Source organism: Kribbella catacumbae DSM 19601, assembly GCF_000372465.1.
Classification (GTDB): Bacteria; Actinomycetota; Actinomycetes; order Propionibacteriales; family Kribbellaceae; genus Kribbella; species Kribbella catacumbae.
The window spans coordinates 50326-72075 of sequence record NZ_AQUZ01000016.1; the positions used below are offsets into that span (position 1 = coordinate 50326).

Genomic DNA, 21750 nt, shown 5'->3' on the forward strand with positions numbered 1-21750 from the left:
CGCGAGGCCGGGTTACCGGTCGCCCTCCGCAGGGACCGACGCGGCGGGAGTCTCTTCGAGCTTTCCCGTCTCGTCGTGAATGGTGATCGCGATGTTGCGCAGCTTGTCCGCGTGCTCCCGTCCATGGTGGGCGCAGAAAAGCAGCTCCCCACCGCTGGTCAGGGTGACACGAACGTAGGCCTGCGCGCCGCAGCGGTCACAACGGTCCGCAGCCGACAGGGTCGAACTCGGGGCGAGTGCTGTAGTCACTTGAGGCCTCATCTCATCTAGTTCCGTACTCACCAGATAGCAACATCCTGACATGCGGATCGCTTCCCGGTAGGTGCAGCGTGTCCGAATGTGAGACGAACCACCTGTTCCCTTATGACGCATATTGACGGGGAATCGTTTCGGATTCGGGTGATCTGCTGTTCCCACCGGTGCCGGGCGTGTCTACTTTCACTGTGCGCTACAGGTTCGTGACTGGGTGCGCACGAACGGAGTGTCGTAAAACACGGGGATCGAGTCCGGATCGATATCTGCTGGAACACCTTTCTCCGTAACGGTATCTGCTGTTTGGTGAGTACCCCGCCCGGATCCTGCCCACACCGGTGACCCTCCCGGATTTTGGGGGTGCGGCTGCGTAGGCTGTCCGCGTGCAGTGGTTCCGGCCACGCACGTTTGTCTGCTTGTGAACCAGTGAAGGAGCCCAGTGGCCGCCCCGACGCCTCGCACCGCCGATCTCGACCCGACGTACAACGCACGGCACCTACTTGTCCTCGAAGGACTGGAGGCTGTCCGCAAGCGGCCGGGGATGTATATCGGCTCGACCGACAGCCGTGGTCTGATGCACTGCCTGTGGGAGATCATCGACAACTCCGTCGATGAGGCACTCGCCGGGCACGGTGAGCGGATCGACATCGTGCTGCACAGCGACGGTTCGGTCGAGGTCCGCGACAAGGCGCGCGGCATCCCGGTCGACATCGAGCCGAAGACCAAGCTCAGCGGTGTCGAGGTGGTCTTCACCAAGCTGCACGCCGGCGGCAAGTTCGGCGGCGGGTCGTACAACGCCTCTGGTGGTCTGCACGGCGTCGGCGCCTCGGTCGTGAACGCGCTGTCCGCGCGGCTCGACGTCGAGGTCGACCGCGGTGGCTCGATCTGGACGACGTCGTTCCGGCGCGGGGTCGCCGGTGAGTTCGACGGGGAGGGCGCTTCGGCTGGGTTCACTCCGGCGGTCGGCCTGCGCAAGGCCGGCCGGGCGAAGAAGGGCGTGACGGGCACCCGGATCCGGTACTGGGCGGACCGGCAGGTCTTCACCAAGGACGCGGCCTTCAACTACGACGAACTGGTCACCCGGGCCCGGCAGACCTCGTTCCTGGTGCCCGGCCTCGAGCTGGTGGTGCGGGACGAGCGCGGCGACGAGCCGACCGAGGAGTCGTTCAAGCACGAGGGCGGGATCAGCGAGTTCTGCGAGTTCCTGGCCACCGACCAGAAGGTCACCGAGGTCGTCCGGCTGTCCGGTACCGGCCACTTCACCGAGACCGTGCCGATGCTCGACGACGCCGGTCACATGACGCCGACCGACGTCGAGCGCGACCTCGAGGTCGACATCGCGGTCCGCTGGGGTGACGGCTACGAGACCGAGCTGCGGTCGTTCGTGAACATCGTGGCGACGCCGAAGGGCGGCACGCACGTGGCCGGCTTCGAGCGCGCACTGCCGAAGGCCTTCACCAACGCCATGAACGGCACCAGGCTGCTGAAGAGCGGCGAGGAGCTGATCAAGGACGACGTGCTGGAAGGCATGACGTCGGTGGTGACGGTCCGGCTGTCCGAGCCGCAGTTCGACGGCCAGACCAAGGAGGTGCTCGGCACGCCGGCCGCCTCGCGGATCGTCGCGAAGGTGGTGCAGACCGAGCTGGAGGCGTTCCTCGGCTCGACCAAGGGCGTCATGAAGGCCCAGGCGCGCGCGGTGATGGAGAAGATCGTCGCGGCCTCCCGGACCCGGGTGGCGGCGCGGCAGCATCGTGAGCTGCAGCGGCGCAAGACCGCGCTGGAGTCGTCGGCGCTGCCGGCCAAGCTGGCCGACTGCCGCAGCAACGACGTCGATCGCTCCGAGCTGTTCATCGTCGAGGGCGACTCGGCACTCGGTACGGCGAAGCTGGCCCGGAGCTCGGAGTTCCAGGCGCTGCTGCCGATCCGGGGCAAGATCCTGAACGTGCAGAAGGCGTCCGTCGCCGACATGCTGAAGAACACCGAGTGCGCCTCGATCATCCAGGTGGTCGGGGCCGGCTCGGGCCGGACCTTCGATCTCGAGCAGGCGCGCTACGGCAAGATCATCTTCATGGCCGACGCCGACTCCGACGGCGCCCACATCCGGTGCCTGCTGGCGACGCTGTTCTTCCGGTACATGCGCCCGCTGGTCGACGCGGGCCGGGTCTACACCGCCGTACCACCGCTGCACCGCTTCGAACTGACCAACCCGAAGAAGGGTCAGGAGAAGTACATCTACACCTACAGCGACGCGGAGTACCAGCGGAAGTCGGCCGAGCTGATGAAGAAGGGCGTTCGCTGGAAAGAGCCCCCGCAGCGCTACAAGGGTCTCGGTGAGATGGACGCGGACCAGTTGGCGGAGACCACGATGGACCCGCGGCACCGCACCCTGCGCCGGATCACCGTCGACGACGGAGAAGACGCCGCGCGGGTCTTCGACCTGCTGATGGGCAACGACGTCGCCCCCCGTAAGGAGTTCCTGGTCCAAGGCGCCTACGAGCTCGACGAGACCCGCATCGACGCATAACCCCCCACCCAGCACCCCTGGCTCGCCGACATCGCCGGCTCGTACTCCCCGTCGGCTCCGGTCGCCTGGCTCGGGTCGCGTCGGCGCCCCCCGATCGAGCCCGGCCGGTCACACCCGGCACGCCGAACCGGACCGAGTACGCCGTACCGGGACGAGTACGCCCTACCGGGACGAGTACGGCGTACCGGGTACCCCGTACTCGGCCCGCCGTACCCGGCATGACCCATCTGGCGCGCCTGGGCCGCACGGCTGAGTGGGGTTGCCCGTGCCGTTGAGGGGTTCGCCCATCGTTGGGGGCTTAGCCCCTTGGTCTACCAGTGGGTGATCCCCTTCAGGAGGGGGTAAGCCCCCCGATTGCTCAGCGAACTGAGCCGAGGCCGGGCCGATTGGCGGGCCGCTAGCTGCGGTGCCGTCCAGCAGGGTGGTGCACGAGGGCCGGGGAGGATTTTCGCGGGACTTGAGGCGGGTTTTGCGCCCGATCCGGGACATTTTCCTCCCCGACCGGCGAGGCTAGTCGGCTTTGGGCACGGGCTCGGCGTCGTTGGGTGGATTGGGTGCCTGGCCGGTGCACAAGGTGTCTCGGGGTGGTCGGCGGGAGCCGTGCGATCGGACTGGCGTGCGCCGGCCGGGCAGCTCGTACACATCACTCTGCTGGACGTCACGCCGGCCGGTTTGGCGACGAGACACCAGTACTCCGGCCGTGGCCAGGGTCAATGCCCAGACCCCTGGGCGCGCGGTCGCGGGAAGGTTCGGTCGCCCGCGCATACCCATCTCCGGCCAGGGCACGCTTCCCGCGGCGAGTCGGGGCATCGGGGCCGGGGCGTGCGTGCGCAGCGGTTCGGGGTACCTCCCCGAGACCTCTTTCTTACTGGCTTGGGGTCAACCCCTGGGAGGGTTCGCGCTGGCTCGGGGTGGGGTGGTGGGGCGTGGCAGGATTCTGGGATGGCTCGGGTGGCTTGTTTTGATTTGGATAACACGTTGATCGATCGGGATGGGGCGTTTCTTGCGTGGGCTGAGTGGTGGGCGCAGCGTGAGGGGCTTGGGTCGGAGGGTGTTGAGTGGCTACTGGCTCATGATGAGGGTGGGTTCCGGGCGCGGGCTGAGCTGTTCGCGGGGGTGAAGGAACGCTTCGGGTTGAGTGCTGAGGTGTCGGCGATGGTCGACGCCTATGACCATGAGCATCCGCGCTTCACCTGGGTTGAGGAGCCGGTGCTCAAAGGACTCGCCTCACTTCGTACTGCGGGGTGGCGGGTTGCCGTCGTCACGAATGGTGGCTCTGTGCAGCAGTCGCTCAAGCTGGAGCACACTGGGATCGGCGCGGCCGTCGACTACTGCTGCATCTCCGACGCGGTCGGCGTCCGCAAACCCGATGCCCGGATCTTCAAGATCGCGGCGGCGCAGACCGGCGCGACCTTGGCCGGCGGCTGGATGGTGGGTGACCATCCGGCGTACGACATCGCGGGCGGGATCGCTGCGGGCCTGTCCACTGTGCTGATCGGCGACCATCACCCATCGGGGGCCACGCCGACGCATCACTTCGCTTCGGTCCTGCAGGCGTTCCCGGTCGTCCTCGCCAGCTGAGCCGTGGTCTTTCGTGGGTCGGCCGGTACAGGATGTGCCCATGAACTCCTACCTGCCGCCGCACGGCCGCGTGTTGACGCCGTACCTGTGCTGCCGTGACGCTGCCAAGGCGATCGAGTGGTACGGCGAAGTGTTCGGTGCCCGCCCGACCGAGACGCCCTTCGTCGGCGCGGACGGCCGGATCGGCCATGCCGAGCTGGAGATCGACGGCACCGGGTTCATGCTGTCCGACGCCTATCCCGAGGTCGGTGTTGCGGCGCCGGCCAGGGACGCGCTGCCGACGTACGCGATGAACCTCTACGTGCCGGACGTCGACGCCACCGTCAACGCCGCCGAGAAGGCCGGCGCGACCATCGAGAAGCCCCTCGCGGACACCTTCTACGGAGCCCGCGCCGCAACCTTCCGCGACCCGTTCGGCGTCCGCTGGTCCGTGGCGACTCACCTCCGCGAGGTCGGCGAAGAGGCCCTGGACACCGCCAAGGCCAACTTCGCCGGCAACTGAGCGTCTGCAGAGTTTCAGCCGAGGGCGGTTCGCAGTACTGAGTGGGCGCCCTGGATGATCTGGTCGCGATTGGTCTCGTACGTCGGGTCGGTGATCGCGGTCGTGTTGCTGACGTCGAATCGCAGAACCGGGACGTGCAGATGGCCGGCCGGCATCGACGGGTCGAGTAGGTCGCGCTGGAGGGTGTTGCGGTAGGCGATCTCGTTGCTGAGGTAGCCGCCGCCGGCGCCTTCGGAGGCGATCGAGCCAGGAGTCGGGCCATCGGGACGGCGTACCGGCGTGGTCTCGCCTGCTGGGATCTCCAGCACCGAGGTGTTGACCCTGGTCCGGAACTGGGCCGGCACCGGCGCGCCGGACATCCGGGCCATCGGCAGGCTCGCGGTCAGCCACTCGGGCCCGGCCGGCATGCTCGGCGAGACGACCGGCGCGTTGATCGTGCCGCCACCCCAGAGGTTGTTGTTGTCACCGATCGAGCTGACGGAGCGGCGGCGGCCGTTGAACGCCTCCAGGTCGAAGATCCCGACCCGGCCCTGGCTGACGGTCATCACCATGTCCGCGTGCTGGGGTCCGCCCTGGTAGTGCGGCTTCAGCGCGTTCTCGACCATGTTCTCGTCGAAGTCCGTGTAGCGAACCGGGAAGACCATCGTCTGGATCTCGTAGGTCTTGCCGTTCACCTTCCAGCGCCGACCGTCGAGGGTGAGCGCGTTCGCGCCCGACGGGTTGCCGATCCGGATGTCGGCATCCAGCGTGAACGGGTCGAACCCGGTGACCAGGATCTTCCGTACGCCGGGGGAGAACCGGGTGCTGGTGATCCCGCGGGAGGAGTACTCCAGGCTCCGGATCAGCTCGGCGCGTTCCGCCGTACCGAGGCCGAAGTCGGGTTGCCACTGGCGTAGCGCGAGTGCCATCGAGATGCGGGCCCAGTAGAGGCCGCGGTCGTCGGAGGACGGCAGAGCAGGCGCCGTCTGCGGGTGCTGGGCACGGTGGGTCGCGGTACGCCAGAGCACCTCGCCCTGGACGCGGACGAGAGCGCTCGCGGCACGGCTCGGTACTGCGCAGAGCAGCCTGCTGAACGCCTCGACCTGGCGATTGAAGCCGGACCGGGCCAGGATCTCGGCCGGTACCGACGGGCCGCCGGCGATGCCGTTGTCGAGGCGCTGCTCCTCGACCGTGCCGGTCACGCCGGTGTCGAAACAGGACTGGTCGGTCAGCGGCAGCGCCGTCGCCGACGGAGCGGCGGTCAGGGCGGTGGCAAGAGCCAGCGCGCCGACCAGGACGAAGCGTGGAAGAGAGCTTGGGCGGAGTCTCATACGCGTTGTCTATCAGATCTTGGGCCCCACGCCGAGAGATCCGAACAGGATTGTCTATGGCAGACAGTATGCAGACCGCTACCGTCGGGAGTGGCGCCGCCCCAACGCCACGTGTCTCGTGAGGAGCAATCTGTGACCGATCCCGCCACATCACGCCGCCGCTTCCTGACCACCGCAGCGACCGCAGCACTGGGTACGACGCTCGGCGCCTCGGCCTTGACCGCCTGCGCCGCCAGTGACCAGCCCGGCGCCGAGAGCGGCGGTACTCAGCCTCCGGCGACCGTCGAGCCGGTCGGTGCGCCAGAGACCGAGCCGGCGATCAGGACCGGCGAGCAGGCCTTGCAGCGGCTGCGGGAGGGCAACGACCGGTTCGCCGCCAACCATGCCCTGCACACCGACGAGGGCACCGAACGCCGAGTCGCAGTCAGCAAGTCGCAGCATCCGTTCGCGACCGTGCTCGGCTGCGTCGACTCACGGGTCCCGATCGAGCTCGTCTTCGACCGTGGCCTGGGCGACCTCGTCGTCGTTCGCAGTGCGGGCGGCGTACTCGATCACTCAGTGACCGGCAGCCTGGAGTTCGGCATCGCCGAGCTCGGTACACCGCTGCTGGTGGTGCTTGGTCATCAGCGGTGTGGCGCGCTCGACGCCACCATCAAAGCGGTCGACGCGAAGCACTCCGAAGCCGAAGGCGAGATCGGCTACCTCGTCGAGGCGCTGTCCCCAGCGGTGAGACAGGTCGCGGGCCATGCCGGCGACCGCCTCGCCAACGCGGTACACGCCAACGTCGACCTGGTCCTCGCCCAACTCCGCAAGTCCACCGTCATCGGCCCGCTGGAGAAGGCCGGCAAGGTCAAACTCGTCGGCGCGTACTACGAACTCGACACCGGCAAGGTCCTCTTCTCCTGAGGACCCGGCCGGTGTCGAGGTGCCGTGGTCAGACCTGGCCGGCCTTTTCCAGGGCGGCGCAGCAGGTGTTCACCAGGAGGCGGGTGACGTTGTAGGGGTCGATGTTGGCGTTGGGGCGGCGGTCCTCGATGTAGCCCTTCTTGTCCACCTCGACCTGCCAGGGGATCCGGACCGAGGCGCCGCGGTCGGAGACGCCGTAGCTGTAGACGTCGTGCGGTGCGGTCTCGTGGGCGCCGGTCAGGCGCTCTTCGATGCCGTGGCCGTAGCCGGCGATGTGCTCGTCGACCTTGCCCGGGGCACCGAGCGACTCGCAGGCGGTGATGATCGCGTCGTAGCCCTCGCGCATGGCCCGGGTGGAGAAGTTGGTGTGCGCACCGGCGCCGTTCCAGTCACCCTTGGCCGGCTTGGCGTCCAGGGTCGCGGCGACGTCGAACTCCTCGGCGATGCGGTAGAGCAGCCAGCGGGCCACCCACAGGTGGTCGGCGACGTCGACCGGACCGACCGGGCCGATCTGGAACTCCCACTGGCCGGGCATCACCTCGGCGTTGATGCCGGAGACCTTCAGGCCGGCCTCGATGCAGGCGTCCAGGTGCTTCTCGACGATCTCGCGGCCGTAGACCTCGTCGGCGCCGACGCCGCAGTAGTACGGGCCCTGCGGGGCGGGGAAGCCGACGGCCGGGAAGCCGAGCGGGCGTCCCTCCTGGAAGAAGGTGTACTCCTGCTCGATGCCGAACCAGGAATCCTGCTCGGCGTACTGTTCGGCGATCGGGAGCAGCTTGGCCCGGTGGTTGGTCGGGTGCGGGGTGCCGTCGACGAGGTAGACCTCGCACAGCACCAGCAAGTGGGCGCCGCCGCGGATCGGGTCGGGACACGAGAAGACCGGCTTGAGTACGCAGTCCGAGTTGTCACCCGGTGCCTGGTTGGTGCTCGAACCGTCGAAACCCCACTCCGGCAGCGCTTCGCCGTCGGCGAGGATCCGCGTCTTCGAGCGAAGCCGCGCGCTCGGCTCGGTACCGTCGATCCAGATGTACTCGGCCTTGTAGGTCAACCGTCTGTCCCTTCATCGAGGCCGTCCCCTCAGGTGTTCCTGAACCGGCCGATGTCGACAGTGTCAAGCAGCAATTACGGACCTGTTGCCCATTTGTGAACAGCGTGTTACACGCCCCTCTCCGGGCAGCACAGGGGCTGTTATCGCGTTCAGCTGACCTGGGTGAGCTTGCCGTTGTCGACGTCGTACATGAAGCCGCCGACGAGGATCTCGTCGCCGATCAGGGGGTGTTCGCGGACCGCGGCGACGTCGCGGCGCAGGGCCTCGAGCTGGTCGGGGATGACGTTCAGCGGGAGGTAGCCGGCCGGTTTGCCGGCGGCGCGCTCGACCTTCGCGCGCATCTCGTCCTCGGTCATCGCCGCCATCGCGCAGCGAGTGTGCGGGATGACCATGATCCGGCGGACGCCGAGCAGTTGCACGCCGAGGACCAGGCCGGTCAGCGTCAGCTCGGTGACCCGGGCGCCGGCGCTGCGCAGTACCTTCGCGTCACCCGGCTTGAGGCCGAGCAGCTCCAGCGGCGGGATCCGGGAGTCCATACAGGTGACGACGCCGATGCCGGCGTGGGCGATGCCGTCGAACCCGCTGTACTGGAAGTTCTTGGTGTAGTCGGCGTTCGCGGCCAGCAGGTCCTCGAACCCGGTGAGTTGAGGCTCGGCGGTCATCGCGGTGCTCCTGGGGTGACATTTGCGGCACGCAGGATCGACATGGCGAAGGGTTCCTTTCCGCAAGACTCCGGGCGGGGTGGATCGGCGGACTCGCTGGTCACCTCGACGGTCCAGCTCCGGCCGTCGAGATGTTTGACCGTGACGGTCTCCAGGTCTTCCGCCACGACGCTCAGGGCGTCGAGTCCGGCCTCGCCGATGAGGTTGCGGACGGTGATCTCGGCGAGCTGGCCGCGCTTGGTCCAGGTGGACCGGCCGCGCAGCTTCTCGAGTACGGTCTCGCCGCGGTCGGCCGCGGCGAGGATGGCTGCGGCCGTCTCCACGTCGAGCTGGCCGTACATGATCCCTGCGGGCAGCAGAGTAGCGGTCGGCGCGAAGCGGTGCCCGCCGAGGTGGCTCGCCTCCCACACCCGTCCGGGAGCCAGAGCAGCCAGAGCATTGACGATCGGCCGCCCGAGCAGCGCACAGCACTCGTCGCGCTTGCCGTTCGTGCAGACCAGCAGCACCGGCTCGGTGACCGGCGCAAGCTCGGGCAGCGACCTGACGGCGCCCGCACGGTCGCCACGACTGACAGCTTCGAGGTCCAGCTCGGCGAGCTTCTTCGGGTCATCGACACAGCCGCCCAGCAACCACGTCCGGCCCGGCACCGTGCTGGCGACGTACACCTGATGTGATCGCGGTACTGCGTCGGCGTGCCGGCCGGGGGAGCGGATCAGCCCGAAGCGCAGGTCCGCTTTCTTCGCGTCGGCGTCGATCCTGGCCCCGAACTCCGGATCGAGATGGCTCTCCGTCTCAGCCTTGCGTCCCCACGGACCCGGCTGCTCGACGACCAGCCAGCCGGTGGCGACAACCGCCGTACCCGGCATCGGCTCTTGCAGCTCTCGGCAGATGGTCGAGCAAAGGCCCGGCCTGCCGATCGCCTCGTTTGTCGCGCTCACAGCCATCACGTTACGCGAGCAGACAGCCGGTCCCCATGACCACCATCACCTGTGGACAGCCTCGGCCTCGGCGGGCCGTCGCCCGAGCAGCAGGAGGGCCGCCACGGCCGCCGCGAAGGCGCAGATCGCCGCCCCGGCGAAGATCGTGTGCACTTGTGAAATGCCCGCCTCGCGGAGCGCGTCGACGAACGGCCGGCACGATCCGGGGTTCGCCGGACAGAGTTCGTTCGGTGACGCAATGTCATCGACGATCGTGTAGTAGCGACGCAGCCCGATCGCGGTCAGGGCTGAGACGCCGACGAGCATGCCGACCATCCGGGCCACGACGATGAGGGCGCTGACCAGCCCATGGCTGTCCGGCCGGGTGGCGCCGAGGATCGCCGTGTTGACCGGCGAGAGGGCGAGCCCGAAGCCGAAACCGCACACGAGCAGAGTGATCGTGGCGGGTGCGTGCTTGAGCGCGTCCTTGTCCCAGAAGGCCATCAGGACGAACATGGCTCCGGCCAGGGCCAGTCCGACGCCGGTGATGAGGCCCAGGCCGTACCGGCGCGTCAGCCAGCCACCGATGACAGCACCGATCGGCAACGCGACCAGGAACCGCAGCAGGACCAGCGCCGCAGCGAGCTGGCCGCCGCTTTGCGTAGTACGGGCGAAGACGGGGACGTCGACCAGTGCTGCGATCAGGGCAGCTCCGACCAGGAAGCTGACCACTAGGGAGCCCCAGGCCGGTCTGGCGCCGAGCAGGCCTGGCGGGATGATCGCTTGCGCAGTACGGCGCTGCCACAGGGCGAAGGCGACAGCGAAGACCGCAGCGGCGACCAGTAGCCAGGGACCGGCCGGTGCCATCACCTCCCGCTCGGGGTCAGCTGTAGCAAAGGCCAGTACGACGCCCGCTAACGCCACTGCGAGCAGAAGGGCGCCGACCAGGTCCACCTTCTTCACCAAGTCGGCAAGGCTCGCCCGGCTCTTGAAGAGGATCAGCGCCAGCCACAGGACGAGCAGCACGAGTGTGACGACACCGATAGGCGTCAGGAGCCGGGACTCGCCACTGAACGGCACAAACGGCAGGCCGAGCGTGATCCCGTTCGCGAGTCGGTCTGGTGCCGTCAGGGTGAGGCCGAGGGCTATGCAGGCCAGTAATCCGACTGCAGCCGACAGGGGTGGTCGTTGGAGGCCGCGAAGGAGTAGCGCGAGTACTACGGCGACAGTGAGGTTCAGCCAGAAGATGTAGCGCCAGTCGGCGATGGCGAGCACAGCAGCACCCAGGAGCGGCCCTAGCACCGACCCCAGCTCTTGGACTGCTCCCACCACACCTAGTGGGAGTCCTCGCCTCTCAGCGGGCCAGAGGTCGGCGACCAGGGCAAGGGTCGCCGGGACGAGACCACCACCGCCGACACCTTGCAGGAATCGCCCGGTGACCACCAACGACAGGTCGTAGGCGCCGGCCGTGATCAGCGAGCCCACTGCGAAGAGGATCAGCGCGCCGACCAGTACAGGCGTCCGGCCGACCACGTCGGCGATGCGGCCGATCAGCGGGAGTACGGCGATGTAGCCGAGCAGGAAGCCCGACACGATCGGGGCTGCCCGCTGCAGTTGATCCGCGGACAGGCCGACCCCGGCCATCATGTCGGGCAACGCCAGTACGACGACGTACGTGTCGGCCGCCGCGAAGGCGACCGCGACTGACGCCAGGGTCAGCCGCGTCCGAGGGCTGGCGCTCACGGCTTGGTGATCACTACCTGCTCGCCGTACTTGTCGAGGGTGACGTCATAGCTGCTGGTGGCGCCGTCGTAGTACGGGCCGGTGATCGTCGCGGACACGAGTTGCTTGGTGTCCTTGTCGATCTTGAAGGTGCTCGGGAAGTCCTGGTCGGCCGGTGCCTTCGGGAAGATGCCCTGCAGCGTCTTGCCCTGGACGGCACCGGTGACCTCGGTGAGGACCTTCGAGCCTTCCCGGGTCTCACCCTTGATCTTGGGATCCTTCAGCGTCGGCAGCACCGACGTCAAGCCCTTGTTCGGATCGAGCAGGATGGCCGGGTCGGGCGCGCCCAGACCGGCCAGCTGCGACGGGGGCAGCTCGATGAAGCTCGGGGTGAACGGCAGCTTCGCGTAGACCTTGCTGCCGACCGCGATCACCTCGGCATCGATCGGCGAGCCGGAGGAGCGGACCGTCAGCTTGCCCTTGAACGCCGGGGCGTGGGTGGCGACGCCGTCACCGCTGGCCAGCACCTGGCCGGAGTCAGGCAGGTCCCGCCCGGTGATCACGAGGTGCACGCTGGCGGCTTCGTCGATCGTCTTCTTGACGTCCGTCAGCAGAGCGACCGGGTCGTCGCCCTTCTTGCCGTCGCCGCCGTCGGTCTTCTTGTCGTCGCTGCAACTGGCCAGTGACACAGCCAGCACCATTGCCGCGCTGAGCGCGAGCAGTCTCTTCATGTACTCAGCCTGCCAGGTCTGCGGCACCGGCCGCGATCGGCTGAGCCACCGGTACGCCGGAACCGTCGCGGCGGGGGTCCAGCGGGGGAAGGTCGACCGGGGCGCCACTGTTGGCGCTGGCCTTGATCGGGGCCGCTCCGACGAAGGCGAGCAGCAGCCCGTCCTCGCCCTTGAGCAGCCGGTGGCAGCGGACGCCACCGGTCGCCCGGCCCTTGCTCGGGTACTCACTGAAGGGCGTCACCTTGACCGCGCCGACCTCGGTGCCCGGCAGCGCCGAGGACGAGCCGGAGATGGTCAGGACGTGCGCCTCCTTGCCCGGCTCCACCGCACCGAAGTAGGTCACCTTCGCTCCGGTCGTCAGGCGCACACCGGCCATGCCGCCCGCAGTACGGCCTTGTGGTCGGACAGCTGAGGCGCTGTAGTGCAGGAGCTGTGCGTCGCTGGTGATGAAGCAGAGTTCCTCTTCGCCCGTGGTCAGCTCGACCGCGCCGACGACCTGGTCGCCGTCGGTGAGGCGGATGATCTCCCACGAGTCACGGTTGCTCAGGTGGTCCGGGGTGACCCGCTTGACGACGCCGGTCGCAGTACCGAGGGCGAGGCCGATGGAGTCCGGGTCCATCGTGGTGAGGGCCAGGGCCTTCTCGCCCGGCTCCAGCGAGATGAACTCCGGGACCGGTGCGCCGCCTTGCAGGTTCGGCGCGCTGGCGGTCGTCGGTACCGCGGGCAGGTCGAGCGACTCCAGCCGGATCAGCCGGCCGGCGCTGGTGACGAGGCCGTACTGTCCGCGGGCGGTGCTCTTGATCGCGGACACGATCGCGTCGTGCTTGGCCCTGTCCTCGCCGGGGCCGAACGGCTCCACGCCGTTGGTGCGGGCCAGCAGGCCGGTGGAGCTCAGCAGCACCCAGCACGGGTCGTCGGTGACCTCGAGCGGTACGGCCGCGGTCTTGGTCGCGCCGGAAGACTCCAGCAGGACCGTACGCCGCGGGGTGCCGTACGTCTTGGCGACGTCGGCGAGCTCGTCGGAGACGATCTTCTTCAGCAGCGACTCGTCCTCGAGGATCGCGGTCAGCTTCTCGATCTCGCGCTCGAGCTCGGCCTTCTCGGTCTCCAGCTCCAGCTTGGAGAACTTGGTCAGCCGGCGCAGCGGCATGTCCAGGATGTAGTTGGTCTGGATCTCGGTCAGGTCGTAGATGTCCATCAACCGGGTCCGGGCCGCGGCCGCGTCGTCGCTGGACCGGATGATCTGGATGACCTCGTCGATGTCGAGGATCGCGACCAGCAGACCGTCGACGATGTGCAGCCGGTCCTGCGCCTTCTTCCGGCGGAACTCGCTGCGCCGGCGGGTGACGTCGTAGCGGTGGCCGAGGTAGACCTCGAGCAGTTCCTTCAGCCCGAGCGTGCGCGGCTGGCCGTCGACCAGGCAGACCGCGTTGATGGAGAACGAGTCCTCCAGCGGCGTCATCTTGTAGAGCTGCTCGAGCAGCGCCTCGGGGACGAAGCCGTTCTTGACCTCGATCACCAGCTGGGTGCCGTGGGCCCGGTCGGTCAGGTCCTTGACGTCGGCGATGCCCTGCAGCTTCTTGGCCTGGACCAGCGTCTTGATCTTCTCGATCACCTTCTCCGGGCCGACCGTGTAGGGCAGTTCGGTGACGACGATGCCCTTGCGCCGGGGGGTGACGTTCTCGATCCGGGCGGTGGCGCGCATCTTGAAGCTGCCGCGGCCGTTCAGGTAGGCGTCCCTGATGCCTTCCAGCCCGACGATCTTGCCGCCGGTCGGCAGGTCCGGACCGGGGATGAAGCGCATCAGGTCGTCGATGTCGGCAGCCGGCGACTTGATCAGGTGCCGCAGGGCCTGGATCACCTCGACCAGGTTGTGCGGGGCCATGTTGGTGGCCATCCCGACCGCGATCCCGGCGGCGCCGTTGACCAGCAGGTTCGGGAAGGCGGACGGCAGCACGGCCGGCTCTTCTTCGCGGCCGTCGTAGTTCGGCTTGAAGTCGACGACGTTCTCGTCCAGGCCGTTCGTCATCGCGACCGCGGACGGCGCCATCCGGCACTCGGTGTATCGCATCGCAGCCGGACCATCGTCCAGAGATCCAAAGTTTCCGTGGCCGTCGATCAGCGGCAGCCGCATCGACCAGGGCTGCGCGGTCCGGACCAGGGCGTCGTAGATCGCGCCGTCGCCGTGCGGGTGGTACTTACCCATCACCTCACCGACGACGCGGGCGCTCTTCACGTGACCGCGGTCGGGGCGGATGTTGTTCTCCGCCATCGAGAACAGGATCCGGCGCTGGACCGGTTTCAGGCCGTCCCGGGCGTCGGGCAGGGCCCGGGAGTAGATCACCGAGTAGGCGTATTCCAGGAAGCTGCTGCGCATCTCGTCGGAGACGTCGACATCGAGGATGTGCTCCTCGAAGTCCTCGGGTTCGGCGGTGCTGCTGGTACGGCGTGCCATGCGGGTCTGCGGGCTCCTCGGTGACAGCAACTCACGAGCGAGTTGCTTGGCGGCTGGGGCCCATTGTCACCGCAGAGGGGACCTGAGCCCAGCACCGACCCGGGTGTCCGCCGGATTTGAGCACCCGGAGTACGCCGTACGGGGTGTTCCGCCCCGCTGATCGCGGGGCGGAACCTCGGTCCCTCCTGGACCGGCGGGGGGATCGTCGCTCGGACACGGGCTCTTCGGTGCTCGCTTAGACCAGCCTCTAACCGTTCGTCCGCTGGGGCAGCGCCTGACGCTTAGACGGTCCTCTAAGCGTTGGCTTTCAGGGCCCTTCGGCTGGCGTAATTCGTCCACTGATGGCCGACCGGTCACGTCATGGGGAGTTGGGGGAGTGCTGTGCGCTACCCGCAGTCGTTGGGGAGGACACCGATGCGTTCGAGGTATGCCATGAGCCGGTGGGCGAAGGGCTTGACCGGCTCGATCGTGCTGACGCTGACAGCGGTCACGCTGCCGCTGGGCGCGGCCACCGCGGTAGGCGCCGGTCAGCAGGTAGCCAAGCTGCCCGCCGGGCAGCCCCCCAAACCACCGGCCAAGGCCACGACGCCGAAGGTGAAGGTCGCGCCGAACGAGGCGCAGGCCCGCGCGGCCGCGACCCGGCAAGGCACACCGGTCGAGGTGTCGGCGCTCCGCACCGAGACGCGCACCGTGGTCGCTCAGCCGAACGGCGAACTGAACCTCGAGATCAGCGCCGTCCCGGTCCGGGCCAAGAAGGGCGACACCTGGACGGCGATCGAGACCGGCCTGGTACGCCGTACCGATGGCGCCCTGGTGCCGAAGTCGGCGACGGTCGATCTCGCCTTCAGCGGCGGCGGTTCGGAACTCCCGATGGTGAGCTACGGCAAGGACGGCAAGCGGCTCGCACTGACCTGGCCGGGTGCTCTGCCGACGCCGAAGGTGAGCGGCGACACCGCGACGTACGCCGAGGTCCTGCCCGGCACCGACCTGATCCTCAGGGCCACCGCGACCGGCTACACCCAGCACCTCGTGGTCAAGACCGCGGTAGCGGCGAAGAACCCCGCCCTGGACAAGATCCGGCTCGGGCTGACCACCAAGAACCTGACGATCCGCACCACCACAGGCGGCGGCCTGGAAGCCCTTGATGCCAAGGGTGCGGTCGCTTTCACCGCTCCGCCGTCGGCCATGTGGGACGCCGGCAGCGGTAAGGCGGTCGCGGGCGTCAAGGTGGATGCGAAGTCGCTGACACTGATCCCGGATCTGGCGCTGCTGCGCGGCCCGAAGACCGTCTACCCGGTGACGATCGACCCGGACTGGCGGACCTACGAGAAGACCTACTGGACCTCGGTGGTCTCGGGCAACGGCGGTACGGCGTACCCGAACACGAGCCCGGGTGGCAACAACGTCGCCCAGGTCGGCTACTGCAACTTCAGCGGCTGCAACGGTATCGGCGTGGCCCGGTCCTATTTCCAGTTCGACACCGGCGCCTGGGGCTTCCTGCAGGGCAAGCGGATCATGGGCGGCACGCTCGACAGCGCGGTCGTGCACAGCGGCAACTGCACGGACAGCCGGCACAACCTGTACGGAAGCTCGGCCGTCGGCAGCGGAACGACCTGGAACAACAAGCCGGGCGGATCTCACCTGTCCGGTGTCGACGTACCGCGGGCAAACTCGGCCGGCGGCTGCGGCGGCTGGAAGGAGGTCCACTTCCCGGTACCGGGGAGCGCGATCAGTACCGGCGGCCTCTCGACCTACTACATCGAGGCCGGCAGCGAGACCGACAGCAGCTTCTGGCGGAAGTACGACCCGGCCGCGACCAAGCTGCGGGTCCGCTTCAACACGGCCCCCAACAACCCGTACGACCTGGCCACTGACCCGACCCTGCCGGCGCCGTGCAAGTGGTGCGCGGGCAAGACCTACTTCAGCGGCAACACGATCAGCCTCAAGGCGAACTTGTCGGATCCCGACAACAACTCGGTCCAGCCGCAGTGGGACATCTGGACCAATGGCGTCGTGGACAGCCGGTTCGGCGGCACGCAGGGCTCAGGCGCGCGGCACGACACGACTGCCCAGCTGACGGACGGCGCGACCATCGACTGGTACGTGCGCGGCTGGGACCACGACGAGAACAACGGCCACCTGCTCGACTCCAGCCTGTATGTCCGCGGACCGGGGCCCTTCGTCGTCGACAAGACCCCGCCCAGCTCGATGCCGAAGGTGACCGGGTCGCTGTATCGCGAGGACAACCGGTGGCACGGCGGCGTCGGCGTACCGGGCACGTTCACCGTCGAGCGGACCGAGAAGGACCTGCCGGACGAGGGCACCAAGGATGTCGACCACTACCTGTGGGGCACGGTGAACCCGCCGAACACGCGAGCCGAGGCGAGTGGCCTCGGCGGCTCGGCGAGCTTCGACTTCGTCCCGACAGTCGACGGGCCGCAGGACCTGTTCGTGCAGTCCGTCGACCGGGCCGGTAACAAGAGCGCGATCAAGACCCTCCACATCTACGTCCGGGCCGGCAACGGCGCGCTCAGCCAGTACCCGCTCAACGGCAGCACCACTGACGAGGCCTACCTCGGCGACAAGGACGGCACGCTGCAAGGCGCGCCGACGTATGGTCCCGGTGCGGTCGGCAGCGCGCTCAGGCTCGACGGGGTGAACGACTACTTCGCCGCACCGAGTGCCGCCCGGACCGACAACAGCTTCAGCGTCTCGGCGTGGGTCAAACCGGAGTCGCAGTCGGATACCCGAGGGATGGCCATCGCCTCCCAGCAGGGCAACCGGGCGAGTGGCTTCTACCTCAACTACCGGGGTGACACGAAGAAGACCACCTTCATGCTTGTCAGCGCAGACCAGGACAACCCCGCCGCTCGCGGTACCGAGGGCCCTGCCCTGCAGCGTGGCGTCTGGACCCAGGTGACCGGTGTGTTCGACCGGCCGGCCAACCGGGTCCGGTTGTACCTGAACGGTGTCAAGGTCGGCGACACCCAACTGCCGGCGGACTTCGTCCCGTGGCACGCGGCCGGACCGCTCACGGTCGGCCGGGAGAAGTGGAACGGTGTCGTCGGCAATCCGTGGCTCGGCGCGATCGACGAGGTCCAGGTCTTCGACCGGGTGCTCAGCGACACCGAGGTGCGGTCCTCGGTCGGCCGTGACAACGTCCGGACCGGTCAGTGGAAATTCGACGAACTCGCCGGCCAGACCGCCCGCAACGACGTGGACGGCGGCGTGGATCTGCTGCTGACCGGACGCGCGGCGTTCACCGGTACCTCGGGCGGCGCGCTCGGCGGCGGCCTGCGGCTGCCCGGCGGCGACCCCGCGGACTTCGCCTCCGGCGGCCCGGTTGTCCGGACCGACCAGAGCTTCACCACCGCCGCCTGGGTCAACCTGGCCGAGGCGCCGTCGGACGGGAACAACCGCACGGCGCTGTCGGCCGAAGGCACCGTCAACAGCGCCTTCTTCCTCGGCTACCGCGCGCTGGACGGCGGCAAGTGGGAGCTGCACATGCCGTCGGAAGACAAGACCGTGCCCAGGCCTGGCGACGCGATGGTGCGCTCCGACGTCGCCGCGCAGCTGAACACCTGGACCCATCTGGCCGCCGTGTACGACGCTCCCGCGCACCAGATGCGGCTGTATGTGAACGGCAAGCACGCCGGTACGACGGCCCAGAACAACGGCTTCAACGCGACCGGTCCGCTGACCGTCGGGCGAGGTAAGTGGGAGGGCGGCCAGACCAACCCGTGGAAGGGCCTGGTCGATGACGTCCGGGCCTACAGCCGCGAGCTGTCCGAGTCCGAGCTCGCCGGCATCGTTGCCCGAAGCAACGTCACGGTGGCGAACTGGAAGCTGGACGGCAACCCGGCCGACAGCTCCGGCCGGACCCCGGCGCTGACCGGCGAACTGATCGGCGGACCGGCCTGGACCGGTGGCCAGACGAATGTTCCGGCCGATTCCGATCTCGCTCTCAAGCTGATCGGCAACGGCGCCCACCTGGCAGCGCCGAGCCCACTCCCGGACCTGCGGAACAGCTTCTCGGTGGCAGCCTGGGCCAAGCTCGACGCGGACGCCAAGCATGCGTCGGTGGTCTCGCAGGACGCCGGCCGGCTGAGCGTCTTCAACCTGCACGTGTCCTGGGACAAGCGCTGGGTCGTCGTGATGCGCAGTTGCGACGCGAACATGAACTGCACTGAGACCCGGGCGGCCGGTCCCGCGCCACAGGTCGGCGTCTGGACCCACCTGGCTGCCGTGTACGACGCATCGGCCGGCCAACTCTCGCTGCATGTCAACGGTGTGGTCGCCGGCACGCAGGACTACCGGCACGCCGGCATCCAGAGTGAACCGATCATGCGGCTCGGCCGGGCGACCTGGTCGACCGGTGCGGTGGTGGATCCGTTCCCGGGTGCGATCGACGACGTCGCCGTCTACAACCGGATGCTGTTTGCCGACGAGATCCAGACGATGGCCGGCCGCGATTTGTCGCTGGCCCACAACTGGCGGCTGGACGAACCGAGTGGACCGACGGCGGCTGACGCCGTCGGTGCCCGCGTCGGCACGCTCGCCGGGCCTACCCGGGTGCCGGGCCGGCTGGGCAACGCGCTGAACTTCAACGGCACGAGCGACGCGGTCAGCACGGCCGGTGTCGACGTCGACACCGCGAAGAGCTTCACGGTCTCCTCCTGGGTCAAGCTGCGTGAGCTGTGCGACCTCGGCTCGAATCTGGTCTGCCGCACCACTGCGGTCAGCCTCGACGGTGGCGCCACCAGCAAGTTCCGGCTGGGCCATGTCCGCGACACCGACAACAACCAGCTCGGTGCCTGGACGTTCGAGATGCCCGAGGCCGACGGAACGGTCACGAAGGCGTCGGTCTCCGCGACGGAGTCGGACGTGAACCAGTGGGTGCACCTGGTCGGCGTGTATGACGCCAAGGCCCACCAGCTCTGGCTGTACGTGAACGCGACCCGTCAGGACGACGGCACACTCCAGAGACCCTGGGCGGCCGCCGGTGGGCTGCAACTCGGACGGGGTCGCGTCGCAAACGATGCTGCGGAGTACTGGCCCGGTGCGATCGATGACGTCCGCCTGTACGTCGGTGCGCTGGACAAGTCCCGGATCGAGAGTCTCGTCGCGTCGTACCCGAAGCAGGGCGGTGGTACTCCGGTGCTGCCGACCGACACGGCGGCGTACTGGAAGTTCGACGATGACAAGGGCACGGTCGGCGTTGACTCGTCCGGTCACGGCAAGACCGCGACTATGAAGGGCGGCAGCGGCTGGATCCCCGGGCGCCAAGGGGTCGGTGCGTGGTTCGACGGCACCAGCGGGTACGCCGAGACCGCGGCTTCGGTGATCGACACGACCAAGAGCTTCTCCGCGGGAGCGTGGGTCTACCTGACCCAGACGGACCAGGGGAACCGGACGATCCTGGCGCAGGACGGCAACCGGGTGAGTGGCTTCCTGCTGCAGTACAACGGTCAGTCCGGCAAGTGGGCTGCCGTCGTACCATCCGGTGACAAGGACGACCCGCTGGACAACATCGTCCTAACGTCCGCGCAGAAGGCCCGGGCGAACCACTGGACCCACGTGGCGATGGTGTACGACGCTCGGCCGGACTCCAAGCAGCTAAAGCTGTACGTGAATGGTGTGCTGTCGGCTGCCCAGGTTGGCGTGACTCCGCTGGCTGCTACCGGTCCGACCACGATCGGCCGGGCCAAGTGGAACGGCGGCGCGGTGGACTTCTTTCCACGCGGTATCGACGACGTACGAGTCTTCACCCGGGCGCTGTCCGACGGCGAGATGCGCAAGGTGCATGACGACGTCGGCTACCCGAACATGGGTTCCTGGCGCTTCGACGACGACTCCCCGCGGGACTGGTCCTGGCGGACCAACGCCAGCACCTTGGCCGGTACGGCGTCGTACCCGGCCAGCCCGATCGCCGGTAAGGCGTTGCAGCTCGACGGCTCGTCGGCGATCACCACGCAGTGGTGGGCAGCTCAGCCGCAGGACAGCTTCACGGTGTCCGCGTGGGCCAAGCTCGACCGCACCGACAAGATCGCGACCGTGCTCGGCCAGGATGGCGACCAGATAAGCAGCTTCGTGCTGCAGTACCGGCCGGCACTGGGCAAGTGGGTCTTCGGTGCGCCGAGTGGTGACGAGGACGGCGCGCAGTCGCGGTACGCCGTGTCGAATCAGCCCGCCGTCGCAGGACAGTGGACCCACGTCGCCGGTGTCCACGACTACGCGGCTCGCCAGCTGCGGCTCTACCTGAACGGCGCATTGACGGGCACGCTCAGCGACGTTGCGTTGCCGGAGAAGTGGGGCTCGTTCAGCATCGGCCGGGCCAAGGTGAACGGGGTCGCGGGCGACTTCTTCACTGGTCAGCTCGACGAGGTCCGGGCGGATCTGGGCATGGTTCCCGACGCTGAACTCGCGATGCGGGCCGGCTACCCGAGGCCGGCCGAGGGGCAACTGGGTCGCTTCGTGAACGACTCGACCGGTGAGAGGTACACGGCGGTCACTTCTGCGGTCGTACGTCCTGGCTATCGCTACGAGCGGTCGCTCGGGGCGCCAGTCCCAGCAGGGCAGAACACGACCTCGCTGGTCGAAGGAGGCCTGATCTACACCGTCCGGCCGACGAACGTACCGGTCCAGCCGGTGTACCGCTGCAAGCAGGGCACGAGCAGCTTCGACTCGCTCGACGCGGCGTGTGAGGGCGGCACCAAGGTGGAGCTGGCCGGATACGCGCTGGCCTATGCGCGGATGGCCCGCTACTACAGCACGACCGCGATCGACCACACGACCACGGCCGACGGCCCGCCGGCCGGCTACCGGTACGAGGGCGCGCAGGGCTGGCTCACGAAGGTGACCGATGTTCCGGGCACCCAACCGGTGTACTCCTGCCGCGACGGCATCGACAACTTCCTGTCGGACCAGGCTGACTGCGAGGGCAAGACCGCGCTCGGCAGGCTCGGCAACGTCTGGACTCAGGCGCCGCAGGGTCAGGCCAGTACGCCGGTCGTCCGCTGCAACTTCAACGGGCAGCGCTTCGTGTCGCTCTCGCCCACCTGTGAGGGATTCCCGGTCGAGCGGACGCTCGGCTACACCCTCACCGGCCTGCCCACCGTCACCCCCACGTTCTCCTGAGTG

General features: G+C 68.3%; 13 protein-coding genes. 5 read left to right on the forward strand and 8 right to left on the reverse strand.

Going from position 1 to position 21750, the window contains the following annotated elements; translation table 11 throughout:
* Window positions 1-12: 12 nt before the first annotated feature.
* Window positions 13-261, reverse strand: coding sequence for a DUF7455 domain-containing protein (locus tag A3ES_RS0118295; RefSeq protein WP_237744987.1), 249 nt, complete (start codon window positions 259-261; stop codon window positions 13-15).
* A gap of 430 nt (window positions 262-691) precedes the next feature.
* Here A3ES_RS0118295 and A3ES_RS0118300 point away from each other — a divergent pair, with 430 nt between their 5' ends.
* The 3 genes from A3ES_RS0118300 to A3ES_RS0118310 all read left to right on the forward strand — a co-directional run bounded on the left by A3ES_RS0118300 (window position 692) and on the right by A3ES_RS0118310 (window position 4859).
* Window positions 692-2776: a DNA gyrase/topoisomerase IV subunit B gene (locus A3ES_RS0118300; RefSeq protein WP_020388289.1), complete on the forward strand. Its 2085-nt coding sequence runs from the start codon at window positions 692-694 to the stop codon at window positions 2774-2776.
* Window positions 2777-3718: 942 nt separating this feature from the next.
* Window positions 3719-4357 (forward strand): HAD family hydrolase, encoded by a 639-nt coding sequence (locus tag A3ES_RS0118305; protein ID WP_026162976.1) that lies wholly within the window; start codon window positions 3719-3721, stop codon window positions 4355-4357.
* 40 nt (window positions 4358-4397) lie between these two features.
* Entirely contained in the window at window positions 4398-4859 is a 462-nt protein-coding gene (locus A3ES_RS0118310) for a VOC family protein (protein WP_020388291.1), read from the forward strand.
* 14 nt (window positions 4860-4873) lie between these two features.
* On the opposite strand, the gene A3ES_RS0118315 is transcribed toward A3ES_RS0118310, so the two are convergent.
* Entirely contained in the window at window positions 4874-6169 is a 1296-nt protein-coding gene (locus tag A3ES_RS0118315) for a C15 family peptidase (protein ID WP_020388292.1), read from the reverse strand.
* 132 nt (window positions 6170-6301) lie between these two features.
* Between A3ES_RS0118315 and A3ES_RS0118320 the strand changes: the two genes are divergently transcribed.
* A complete protein-coding gene (locus tag A3ES_RS0118320) occupies window positions 6302-7075 on the forward strand; it encodes a carbonic anhydrase (protein WP_020388293.1) in 774 nt (257 codons plus the stop codon).
* Between the two features lie 28 nt (window positions 7076-7103).
* On the opposite strand, the gene glnII is transcribed toward A3ES_RS0118320, so the two are convergent.
* The 6 genes from glnII to A3ES_RS0118350 form a co-directional block, all read right to left on the reverse strand.
* Window positions 7104-8123, reverse strand: coding sequence for a glutamine synthetase GlnII (gene glnII / locus A3ES_RS0118325; protein WP_020388294.1), 1020 nt, complete (start codon window positions 8121-8123; stop codon window positions 7104-7106).
* A gap of 149 nt (window positions 8124-8272) precedes the next feature.
* The gene (locus tag A3ES_RS0118330) at window positions 8273-8785 is read right to left on the reverse strand and encodes a beta-class carbonic anhydrase (protein WP_020388295.1); all 513 of its coding nucleotides are present in this window, start codon (window positions 8783-8785) and stop codon (window positions 8273-8275) included.
* A complete protein-coding gene (locus A3ES_RS0118335; protein WP_020388296.1) occupies window positions 8782-9729 on the reverse strand; it encodes a sucrase ferredoxin in 948 nt (315 codons plus the stop codon). The genes A3ES_RS0118330 and A3ES_RS0118335 overlap by 4 nt, the downstream gene beginning before the upstream one ends.
* 39 nt (window positions 9730-9768) lie before the next feature.
* Window positions 9769-11445 (reverse strand): MFS transporter, encoded by a 1677-nt coding sequence (locus tag A3ES_RS0118340; RefSeq protein WP_020388297.1) that lies wholly within the window; start codon window positions 11443-11445, stop codon window positions 9769-9771.
* Entirely contained in the window at window positions 11442-12155 is a 714-nt protein-coding gene (locus A3ES_RS0118345) for an LppX_LprAFG lipoprotein (protein WP_026162979.1), read from the reverse strand. The genes A3ES_RS0118340 and A3ES_RS0118345 overlap by 4 nt, the downstream gene beginning before the upstream one ends.
* 4 nt (window positions 12156-12159) lie before the next feature.
* A complete protein-coding gene (locus tag A3ES_RS0118350; protein ID WP_020388299.1) occupies window positions 12160-14610 on the reverse strand; it encodes a DNA gyrase/topoisomerase IV subunit A in 2451 nt (816 codons plus the stop codon).
* A 414-nt stretch (window positions 14611-15024) separates the two neighbouring features.
* Here A3ES_RS0118350 and A3ES_RS47540 point away from each other — a divergent pair, with 414 nt between their 5' ends.
* On the forward strand, window positions 15025-21747 hold the full coding sequence (locus tag A3ES_RS47540) for a LamG domain-containing protein (RefSeq protein ID WP_169501782.1): 6723 nt from the start codon (window positions 15025-15027) through the stop codon (window positions 21745-21747).
* The last annotated feature ends 3 nt before the right edge of the window (window positions 21748-21750 follow it).